Source organism: Pseudoalteromonas sp. PS5 (genome assembly GCF_004103255.1).
Taxonomy (GTDB): domain Bacteria; phylum Pseudomonadota; class Gammaproteobacteria; order Enterobacterales; family Alteromonadaceae; genus Pseudoalteromonas; species Pseudoalteromonas peptidolytica.
This window is the reverse complement of sequence record NZ_RCSQ01000009.1, coordinates 24,429-35,162: the sequence shown is the minus strand read 5'-3', so window position 1 is coordinate 35,162 and position 10,734 is coordinate 24,429. Positions and strand designations below refer to the sequence as shown.

General features: G+C 42.6%; 10 protein-coding genes. 8 read left to right on the top strand and 2 right to left on the bottom strand.

Going from position 1 to position 10,734, the window contains the following annotated elements:
* Positions 1-348 precede the first annotated feature (348 nt).
* The 8 genes from D9603_RS01450 to D9603_RS01415 all read left to right on the top strand — a co-directional run bounded on the left by D9603_RS01450 (position 349) and on the right by D9603_RS01415 (position 7,772).
* A complete protein-coding gene (locus D9603_RS01450) occupies positions 349-1,290 on the top strand; it encodes a CHAD domain-containing protein (protein ID WP_128729774.1) in 942 nt (313 codons plus the stop codon).
* A 23-nt stretch (positions 1,291-1,313) separates the two neighbouring features.
* A complete protein-coding gene (locus D9603_RS01445) occupies positions 1,314-2,213 on the top strand; it encodes a DUF350 domain-containing protein (RefSeq protein WP_125250863.1) in 900 nt (299 codons plus the stop codon).
* 3 nt (positions 2,214-2,216) lie between these two features.
* Positions 2,217-3,953, top strand: coding sequence for a polyamine aminopropyltransferase (locus D9603_RS01440; protein ID WP_128729773.1), 1,737 nt, complete (start codon positions 2,217-2,219; stop codon positions 3,951-3,953).
* Positions 3,954-4,033: 80 nt separating this feature from the next.
* Entirely contained in the window at positions 4,034-4,447 is a 414-nt protein-coding gene (locus D9603_RS01435; protein ID WP_125250865.1) for a DUF2170 family protein, read from the top strand.
* Between the two features lie 15 nt (positions 4,448-4,462).
* Positions 4,463-5,152 carry a PspA/IM30 family protein gene (locus D9603_RS01430; RefSeq protein WP_125250866.1) on the top strand — a complete coding sequence of 230 codons (690 nt, stop codon included), beginning with the start codon at positions 4,463-4,465 and terminating at the stop codon, positions 5,150-5,152.
* 69 nt (positions 5,153-5,221) lie between these two features.
* Positions 5,222-5,860 carry a DUF4178 domain-containing protein gene (locus D9603_RS01425; RefSeq protein WP_128729772.1) on the top strand — a complete coding sequence of 213 codons (639 nt, stop codon included), beginning with the start codon at positions 5,222-5,224 and terminating at the stop codon, positions 5,858-5,860.
* A complete protein-coding gene (locus tag D9603_RS01420; protein ID WP_125250868.1) occupies positions 5,857-6,183 on the top strand; it encodes a hypothetical protein in 327 nt (108 codons plus the stop codon). The genes D9603_RS01425 and D9603_RS01420 overlap by 4 nt, the downstream gene beginning before the upstream one ends.
* Before the next feature lie 404 nt (positions 6,184-6,587).
* Entirely contained in the window at positions 6,588-7,772 is a 1,185-nt protein-coding gene (locus tag D9603_RS01415) for a cellulase family glycosylhydrolase (RefSeq protein ID WP_128729771.1), read from the top strand.
* A gap of 64 nt (positions 7,773-7,836) precedes the next feature.
* Here the strand turns inward: D9603_RS01415 and D9603_RS01410 are convergent, their stop codons facing one another.
* Complete coding sequence (locus D9603_RS01410; RefSeq protein WP_128729770.1) at positions 7,837-8,316, bottom strand: FKBP-type peptidyl-prolyl cis-trans isomerase; 480 nt, start codon at positions 8,314-8,316, stop codon at positions 7,837-7,839.
* Positions 8,303-10,729 carry an ATP-binding protein gene (locus tag D9603_RS01405; protein WP_128729769.1) on the bottom strand — a complete coding sequence of 809 codons (2,427 nt, stop codon included), beginning with the start codon at positions 10,727-10,729 and terminating at the stop codon, positions 8,303-8,305. The genes D9603_RS01410 and D9603_RS01405 overlap by 14 nt, the downstream gene beginning before the upstream one ends.
* Positions 10,730-10,734: the final 5 nt, after the last annotated feature.

Genomic DNA, 10,734 nt, shown 5'->3' with positions numbered 1-10,734 from the left:
AAATAGCAAAATTTTTGCCTGGTTATCGACAAGATTTTCTCGCCTCAAAATAGACCACTTAATTAAGAAAATTGGTATAATCTAATAACTACTGCTTTTTTGCCATATTAACAATAATACTTATAACAATAGAGTCTGTATGACGATAGGTTTTACTGTAATGCCATGCGCTTGTCATAATCAGCTGCTTAATTGGACAATATTGATGTTAGGAGTATAAGTTAAGAAAACCCTCTCTCTGACTTATTGTTACAATTTAGGGCTTGGTATTATAAAGCTTAATAGTTGACTTAAAGGCAATAAGGCAGCACATTAACACGAATGGTCAAGGTAGATTAGGTGACATGAATGTCCAACTTTAAAATTTGGCAATTAGTTAGCCTGCTGTGTGTAATGAGCTTTCTGCTAGGCTGTGAATCAAAAGAAGAGCGCCTCCAGCAAACCATCACACATACACTTCAAGACGCCTCAACAGCGATTAATACGTTGGGTACTGCGCTTGATAAAAAACAGCTAAGAAATGCCAACCTATTGACTGAGTATGGCAAAGTACTCGCTCAGCAAAAACCTCAACTTAGTGAAATTGCTAAAATCATCGCACAAGATGCAACGAGCAGTGGCACACTTTATCAGAGTTTATTGACTCGTTATCAATCCCTTAAATCTCCAGCTCCGACAATGAGCAGCGACGATATCATTAACCAAGCAATACTGTTAAAAGAGGCAGCCTCAATTAGTCTGTTTAATGATGCACTAACCGATCCTATCAATGTGTTAGCGGATATGTCTGATGGTAAATTAGCCCGTGTCGGTGCTATCAGCCAACAGGCAGAACACATAACAAACAATGGTCAGGCAGCGGTGGGTAACCAGCTTGTCGGTAATGCAAACTATGGTGAATGGCAAACTGACTCAAATGGAACAAGCTTTTGGGTGTGGTATGGTGTTTATCGCATGCTTGGCGACATTGTCGGCGACGTCGAATATGGCCGCTGGAGTAAACATCGAAGATATAGCTATTACAGCGACTATGGTCGCCACAGATATACCAGCTATAAGAGCTACAAACGCCAAACTGAATTAGTGAAACGCACTAAGCAGTCCTATCAACGCCAAGGCAAACAATTTACTAGTCCTTATGCGAAGAAAAAAGCTGGCGCATCAGGGCTAAGCCGAAGCAGTAATACCCCCTCGTCGGTTACGCGAAGCAGCTATTCAAGAGCTTCCAGTTCAGGCTCAATTCGCAATAGCTCAAGTAGAACCTCCCGCGGCGTAAGCCGGGGCAAATAGCGCATATATAGCGGAGTTAACACATGTATCAATTTAACGGATTAACAGCTTGGACTTTTCAAGCATTGCTAATAGATATGGCGGTGATCGTCGCGCTATTTGTTAGCTTAAAATATATTAAAGGCTTGGTGTCTAACCTCCACGCCAACGACGAGATCACAGAAAGAGACAATTTTGCTTTTGGCTTGAGCTTTGCAGCTGGGTTAACTGGTTTAGCTATCGTTATCTCAGGCATAACCAGTGGCGCATTTGCCAGTTCACTTGCTCAAGAAGCGATTCAAATGGCAGGTTATGGCATCGTGGGGATCGTACTGATTAAACTTGGTCACTTTTTTCAAGACAAAGTTGCGCTGCGAAAGGTCGACCTACATGATGAGATCATCAAAGGTAACGTCACAGCTGCACTTATCGACTTTGGCCATGTGGTAAGTGTTGCCATTGTGATACGCTCAGCCTTGTTATGGGTGCTTACTGAGGGATGGTATGGCTTACCCATCGTCGTTGCCGCTTTTGTTATCGGGAACATCTGTATGTTATTGGTAACTCAGTATCGTGTACAACTATTCAAACGCACCAACAAGAGTGGCGACTGCTTACAGCAAGCAATTAAAGACAACAATGTTGCTGTGGGGATCCGTTACGCTGGCTTTTTAATCGGCTCTGCTTTGGCGCTTACCGCAGCTTCGGGTATCGCTCCTTATGTTGCCGACGATATCAATGCTAGCCTGCTATATTGGAGCCTTTGTGCCCTTGGCAGTGTGCTGCTTTTTATTGTTCTACACTTGGTGATGATCAAAATCATCCTTGCTGGCAAAGATATTTCTGATGAAGTAAATAGACAAAAAAATGTTGGTGTTGCAGCCATTTCAGCGGCACTCTCTTTTGCGATTGGCTTAACGATGGCAAGTTTGCTAGGTGCCTAACTCTTGAGCGAAACAGCACCACAAACTTCAACAAAGGTGGCCGGCAACTGGTCGTTGCTCGGTCACGACACATTACTTATCGGCGTAATGGCTATTTTGGCTGGTTGCGGCCTTATTTACGAATACTTACTCTCCCACTATGCTGGACGCGTTTTAGGCTCTGTCGAAAGTGCAATTTATGCAATGATAGGCACCATGATTGTTGCCATGGGTATTGGCGCTTTCTTAGCTCGTTGGTTCAAGGATCCTTTTACAGCCTTTGCTTGGCTTGAAAGCTTAATCGCACTGCTGGGAATGAGTAGTATTTTGATCATTGCCAGCGTCATCGCGCTCACCTACACGCTGCCCCATACATTATCTAGTATCTACAGCTTGCCGACAGACAGCCTGCTTGATGGCATGCCGTTTGAGCAACTACAAGACTTTGCACGATTTCTTCCCTATGTATTTGGATTAATCTTAGGTATTTTTATCGGCATGGAAATTCCACTGATAGCGAGGATCCGTCAGCAAGTATATGGCCGTTTTCTTGAAAATAACGCTGGTACTATTTATGGCGCAGACTACATCGGGGCAGGCGTTGGTGCAGCGATATGGGTGACCATTATGCTGGCACTGCCAATCATGCAAGCCGCGGCATGGACAGCACTTTTCAATATTATTGCTGGATTGATTTTTTTATGGCGCTATCAAGCCCATGTAAAGCTATCTAAACTACTTTTTGTCTGTCATTTTCTGTTACTAGGGATCTTTTTTATCATCTTAAATAATGGCTCTATTTGGATGAAAGATCTAAGCAATGTCTTGTACAAAGACAAAGTCATTTACTCAGAAGCAACCAAGTATCAGCATGTTGTCATTACCGAGCGTTTGAGTCGCACACAGCCGACTCCCATTAATGACTTATTCCTAAATGGCCGACTGCAATTTTCGTCTGTGGATGAGCAAATCTACCATACCATGCTCGTCTACCCTGCCATGCTTGCTTCAAATCGTCGTGAAAATGTCTTGATCATTGGCGGTGGCGACGGGCTCGCATTACGCGATGTATTAGAATGGCCCGTAAAAAGTGCCACCTTGATAGATTTGGATGGGCAATTACTGTCGCTATTTGGCTTGGCGGATCAACCGTTTCCTCAAAAACCAGAGATCACAGCCAAACTGACTACATTAAACAAGGGGGCGTTAAACGATCCGCGAGCTACTGTCATTGTTGCAGACGCATTTTTAGAAGTTGAAAAAATGCTCGATCAAGGGCGGCAGTTTGACACTATCATTATTGATTTACCCGATCCAAACCACCCTGATTTGAACAAATTGTACAGCGACTATTTTTACAACCATGTGCGTCAGTTACTCGCACCAGACGGCGCCTTGGCAATTCAATCAACTTCACCCTACCATGCTAAAAAAGCTTTTATTAGTATCGCTAAAACCGTAAAGCATGCAGGCTTCACCCATGTGGAACAATATCAGCAAAATATTCCCTCATTTGGCCAGTGGGGTTGGACAATTGCAACTAGAGCAGGACAACCAGCAAGTGAAAGAATTCGCACTGTCACGACGTTGCCTGTGGCAAGTAATTGGATCAATAAAAATTATTTATTATCTACTTTTGCATTTCCAAATCACTTTTTTGATGACGCAAAAGATATAGAAGTCAATCAGTTAGGGACGGGAAAGCTCTATGATTATTATCGCCAAGCATGGCAAACTGAAGATGAGTTGTACAAAAATTAACGCGCGACCATTGACATAATATGTCTTACGTGCAAATCTTAACTCAGACATAATATGTCAATACGAAAAGGTAAATGAAGATGGAATTAAATGAACTATCAATCAAATTAGCATCATTTGAAACTGAAGGTGCTAACTTCGAATCATTCCTAATCGCTAATGAGGGCGAGCAGGATGTATTGCAAGTGATTGTTGACGGAAATGACGAATTACCGATTTTTGTAACTCAGACTGAAGAGCAACTAGTGTGTATTAGTTACTTGTTCAACGAAAATGAAGTGAAACCTGAGTTGCTCAACGAGTTAAATGAAGCATTATTAAAACTCAATGTGCCTATTCCTCTGAGTGCGTTTGCTAAAATTGATGAGCAGTATGCAATATTTGGTGCTCTAGCTGTTTCCTCCTCAATTGATGAAATCACGCACGAACTTGTCACCTTAGCTGATAATGCCATTGAAGCTTTAGATGCTGTGACTATGTATTTGAATGATTAGTATTGGAGTTGTGAGATGAGTATTTTAAAGAAATTATTTACCGCGGTCCGTGGTGGTGCGAGAGAAGTTGGTGAATCAATTGTTGATGCAAACGGCATCCGTATTTTCGAACAAGAGATTGCAGATGCCAAAAACGCGTTAGCCAAAGCAAAGAAAAGCCTTACGGAAGTGATGGCTAAAGAAATGCAAACTAAGCGCAAACTCGCATCGCTTGAAGACAGCATCATTGAACATGAAAACTACGCAGGTGAAGCACTAGAAAAGGGTAATGAAGCGCTTGCGGTTGAAATAGCAGAAAAAATCAGCGAATTTGAAGATGAGCGTGCAGAGCACCAACAAGTGCTAGATGGCTTTAGTAAACATGTAATCTTATTGAAGCAACAAATTAAAGAAGCCGAAAAGTCAATAAAGGAAAATCAACGCCAACTGACTATGGTTAAAACCACAGACAGCGTTCAAAAAGCGACCATGGCAGTGAACAGCACACTAAACACCAATGAGTCATCAATGGTAAATGCCCGTCAATCTCTTGAGCGTATCAAGCAGCGCCAACAAGATAGACAAGACCAACTTGCCGCAGCGAAAGAGCTAGAAGCAGCTGCCAGTGGTGCTGATTTAAAAGCAAAAATGGCTGAAGCTGGAATTGGCTCTACGCCAAAGAGCAACGATATTCTTGAGCGCATTAGAGCGAAGCAAAACAAGTAAACTTGCTATTTTTTAAGGAGGGAGGCCTAGCCTCCTTTTTATCATTTTTGATAACCCTATAGGTGCATCATGTTTGGTTTCTTTAAATCTAAAAAAACACCTGAGCGACAACTTGATCATGCCAAAGATCTAAAAGTTGGAGACATGCTCACTATCATTGATTCATTTGCATACCCAAGTTGGCTAAAAGGCAAAACACTCAAAGTGATTGGGGTGCAAACATACCAATATGAACGAAGTGCCGAATACGAATTTGTGCTTGAAAGTGATTCAGGCAAGGTTACTTTTTTACAGATAGAACAAAGCGATGGTGAAGAGTACGCCAACTTCTCAATCAAGATCCAACGAGAAGATGTCGACGCGATTTTCAGTCTTGATGAGTTCGCACGGATTTTTGATGAAGAGTCGCTGACTCACATTAATACCCAAGCCACACCTGAGCCGTTGGAACGATTTTTAGGAAAAAGTTATCAGCAAAGTGAAGCTCCCTATGTTTGCTATTTTTATGACAGCGATTATCGTGACCGCGCCTTACCACGCTATCAAGATGAAAATGGTGAAGCCTGTGAAGTCATAGAGCTTATTTCAAGCGATGAAAAATATGCTATCAACATCGAAGTCTGGGATGGTGGTGAAACGGATGTATCACTGACCATGTGCCGACCACTTAGCGATATTATAGATTTGTTTCCTGGAGCCAACTCGTGACTGACAGAGAGAGTAAGTGGAAACGTCAGGAAGTTGCATTAAGGGCCACACAGATGGCCTTTGACTTAACCACTGAAGTGCAAAAAAGTATCAAAAAACAAGCAATAGATGAAGAGCTAACCCCATCGGATATGATAAGGAAGATCCTCGGTTTAGAAGTAAAATCTAAAAAAACGAGGCAACGGTTATCTTTCAATCTAACTGATGACGAAATCATGCTATTAGCTAAACGCTTTGATGTCGACCCTACCGATAAACGGGCCGTGAAGCAGCAAGTGGCCAGCATACTATTGAGTCGCTACACACAGAGCAAAACCAAGTAACTTGAGCTTTAGCGCTAACGGTGTTGGGCTCAGTATCAATTCACCGCTGTTGGTGCATAACCTCGCCTTGCCTACATGATGCAGGTAAATCGCATTCCCCATTCAGACCTTAGATTAAATAATGATTCGAGGCGCTTTTTATCAAATGCCCCAAAGAAAATAAGCCAGCTGTCTCATTTCCACGTCTAAACCTTAAATTGGCAACGACTTTATCTCTGTTACTCTTTTTGACACATATCTATCCAATTTTAATACTTTACGATCAGGTTCAGACTAAAGTCTAAGACGTACCTATATTTTCTTAGTTAGATTAGAGTGTGCTGGGCTAGATAATCGGAGCTTCAGATAATCAATGCCTTTCTAGCAGCCAGCAAAACAACAATACACATGTAAAGGACATTATAATGAAATCAATCAATTTAACTGCAGCCGCTGTGGCGGTAGGCCTTGGTATGAGTCAGGCACAAGCCATCACTTGTGATGGTATCAATACTTACCCTGACTGGCCACAAACAAACTGGCAAGGAGCCCCAACTCATGCCAATACCAATGATAAAATGCAACATCAAAATAAACTCTATCAAGCCAACTGGTGGACGCAGTCAGAGCCAGGAACCAGCTCGGCATGGCAATACTTAGGGCGTTGTGATAGCAATACTCGGATCACGCCTTTTGAACGTCATGGACAGCTTTCAGTTTGTGATACTGGGCTTTGTAACGAGCGCCAAGAAAAAATTCAGTTACGCGGTATGAGTAGTCATGGACTGCAATGGTATGGACTGGGAAAATGCTTAACAGATCTATCATTCGACACACTTGCTGTTGACTGGCAAGCGGATATTATTCGCCTAAGCATGTACGTGCAAGAAGGCGGATATGCTACGAATCCAGAGAAGTTCACGGATGAAATGAATAAACTGATTGATATGGCCAGTCAACGTGGCTTGTATGTATTAGTAGACTGGCACCAACTTACACCTGGCGATCCAAACGCTAACCTTGAGCTTGCAAAGCGATTTTTCACCGATATAGTGACAGCAAACAAACACCGTAAAAATATCCTCTATGATATCGCGAACGAACCTAATAACGTCACATGGACTGCGGTACGTGAATATAGCGAACAGATTATTCCTGTGATCCGTGCCATTCAATCAGATGCTATCGTACTTGTTGGCACTCATGGCTGGGCAACCTTTGGTCATTCTAGCGGCGGCAGTGTTGAAGATGTGCTCAATGCTCCGGTTCCATTCAATAACATCATGTATACCTTTCACTTTTACGCAGCATCACACCAAGACAGTTATCGCTCAGTCCTTGATAAGGCGTCAGATCTGCTGCCTGTATTTGTTAGTGAGTGGGGCGCACAAAACTATGACGGCGATGGTTCCAATGACCGAATTAGTACGCAAAAGTATATCGATCTGATGAAGCGCAAAAAGATCAGTTGGACCAACTGGAATTATTCTGATGACTTTCGCAGCGGCGCTATTTGGAAAAGAAATACGTGTGCCAATCAAAACTTCGTGGATAGTCAACTAAAAGAGTCAGGTGTCTGGCTTAAAGACTGGATTGGTGAAGGTAGATAATTGCCGCATTAAGTAACTCAGGTATACGCAGTGCTATGCGTATACCTTTATGATTGTAACCTTATTACTCTACCGCTAATAACTCGACTTCAAACACCAATAATGAACCGGGTTCGATTTTACCTGCAGCACGGTCACCATAGCCTAAATCAGGGCTAATCCAAAAGCGATATTTATCCCCTTCTGTCATCAGCTGCACCCCTTCTGTCCACCCTGGGATCACTTGATTAAGTCCAAAGCTAATTGGTTGGTCACGCAAAACAGAACTGTCAAATACGGAACCATCAAGTAAGGTGCCATGATAGTGCACTTTCACTTTGCTCGTTGCACTGGGTTGTTCGCCGCCTTCGGTTTGCGTAATGATTTCGTACTGAAGACCTGAGTCAGTTTTATGTACTTCAGCACGCTTCTCATTCTCTTTTAAAAAGTCTATGGCTTGAACCCGATTAAGCTGGGCAAGTTGCTTTTGCTTTTGGCCACCTCGAAAAAACATTACCGCAATGACCAACGCTATAATAACAAGGATAATATTAGTTGTTGTCATGGCTTTCTTCTCCTTTGTCATCATCGCCGTTTACCACTTTTGCAATACGCTCTAGCTTCGCCATTGCAACCGCATTGATACTGTCTTCAGGATAGCCTTCTTCACTCAGCTCTCCTGCGGCTTTATTCATTAACAAACTAAGCGCTTCATCCACAGTAGCTACGGCATACACATGGAATAAGCCTTTTTCCACAGCGGCAATCACTTCGTCGTCTAATACTAAATTCACTGTATTTGACTCAGGAATGATAACCCCTTGCTTACCGGTTAGGCCGCGCATTTTGCAGAGTTTAAAAAAGCCCTCGATTTTTTCGTTGACACCACCAATAGCTTGCACTTCACCGTGTTGGTTAATAGACCCAGTTAGCGCCAGAGATTGATCGACCGGTAATTGCGTCACCGCCGATAGCAGCGCACAAAGTTCAGCAAGGGATGCACTATCACCATCGATAAAACCATAGTTTTGCTCAATGGCAATGTTTGCACTAAGCGTTAAACTAAAATCTTGCGCGTATTTATTACCTAGATACCCCGTCAGTAACATTACCCCTTTTGAGTGAATTGATTTACCTAAATCTACCTCACGTTCAACATCAATAACACCATCTGCACCAGCGTATACCGTAGACGTAATACGAGCGGGAGTACCAAATGCGGTATCGCCAATATGCAGTACAGTTAGCCCGTTAACCTTACCGATAGCCGTACCTTCGGTTGCAATTAACGTATGTCCTTCTTGAATATCACTGAGCATATTTTCACTCAACTGACCTGTACGATACTCTTTTCCAGCTATCGCCTCATCAATATGATTGGCAGCTATCTGATTGACATCGTCTTGTTTAGCATAAAAACTCGCTTCAGCCACCAGCTCTAAAACATCGGCAAAACGTGCAGAGAGCTTGCTATGATGCTCCGCTTGACGATAACTAAACTTGAGCATTCGTGCCAACGCCGAAGAACTCAGTTCAATCTTCAAAGTCTCATTACAATACTCCATCACTTTAGTGATGAATTGGTACTGCATTTTATCTGAACTCGGTAAATAGTAATCAAAGTCAGCCAATACTCTAAATAGCTCTGCAAACTCTTCATCGTATTCACCTATGGTGTAATACAAATCTCGCGAGCCAAGCAGGATTATTTTTACATCTAATGGTATCAACTGCGGCTTTAAGGTAAAGCTGCTACCAACAGAGTTATCTTGATATGGTAAATCATTTTTAATTTGATGGGTTTTTAGCGAGAGCTTGAGGCCATCCCATACTTGCGCGTTGGCCAACACTTTTTCCGCGTCCATGATCAAATAGCCACCATTAGCGCGATGTAAGGCACCAGCCTGTATAGAGCGATAGCTGGTGATCAGGTTACCCTGAGACGTTGCGTATTCTACCTTGCCAAAGATATTGCCAAAGGTAGGGTTTGGCTCGTATACAACAGGAGCAGGATCGTCTTCTTTAAATTCAACCAAAATATTGGGGGCAAAAAAGTCTGTTAGCATCCCTTTTGAATCAAAGTCATCTTTATTTTCATCATTACTACTGTCGTCATCTAACCAGTCTAGTACCGCGTCGACAATTTCAACTTTGAGATCTTTGAGATAACGCAGCACACCGATGTGTGCGGCATACTTGTGCTCAAGGGCTTTTAAAAGTGGCTTGGTCGCCATTTCAATGGTGGTCTTTTTAAGATTACGCAATCGCTCTGAAGATTCACGCTTCCACCTTGGCAACTCAATAAGAGATTCAATTAACGCATCTTCTAACGTTTCTATCGCTGTCAAGAAATGCGCTTGAACGTGCTCATCTAGTGCCGAAAACTCTGTATCGCTGAGTTGCTTACCCTCGACCACAGGCGCAAAGCCCACTGTACCTGTGTCTTCAATCAGTGCCACGCTCATATTGGTAGCTTGCTGCTCAACAGCAGTGATCGCAGCATCGTATTTTTGCTCAAACTCTTTATCTAATGACTTTTTCTTGCGTTGATAACCTGGATTGTCAAAAGCGGCTGGAAAAGTATCTAAGATTTCATCAATAAATGCGTCTATATCAGCTTCAAGCTGCTTACTCTCACCTGCTTGCATAAATAGTGCAATTGGCTCGCGGTGGTCGTCGTAATTATTAACGTACAACCACTCCTTAGGCGTTGGCTTTGTTTTACTGTGCGCTTCTAATTTATCTTTTACCATAGTAAAACGGCCTAACGCCGCCTCACCCATCACATAGACATTATAACCTGGTAACTCCATACCCAGAGCAAAGTCTAATGCGGTTTGAGCGCGCTGTTGGCCAATAAAAGGAAGTGCCTCTGGATACGGATTTTGGATACAATTTTCAATATGATTCAACGAAACCGATGGTGCAAGCTGGCTTGCCTGTAATGATTTTTCAGACGACAATTTGGATTTGGTCATTCTAA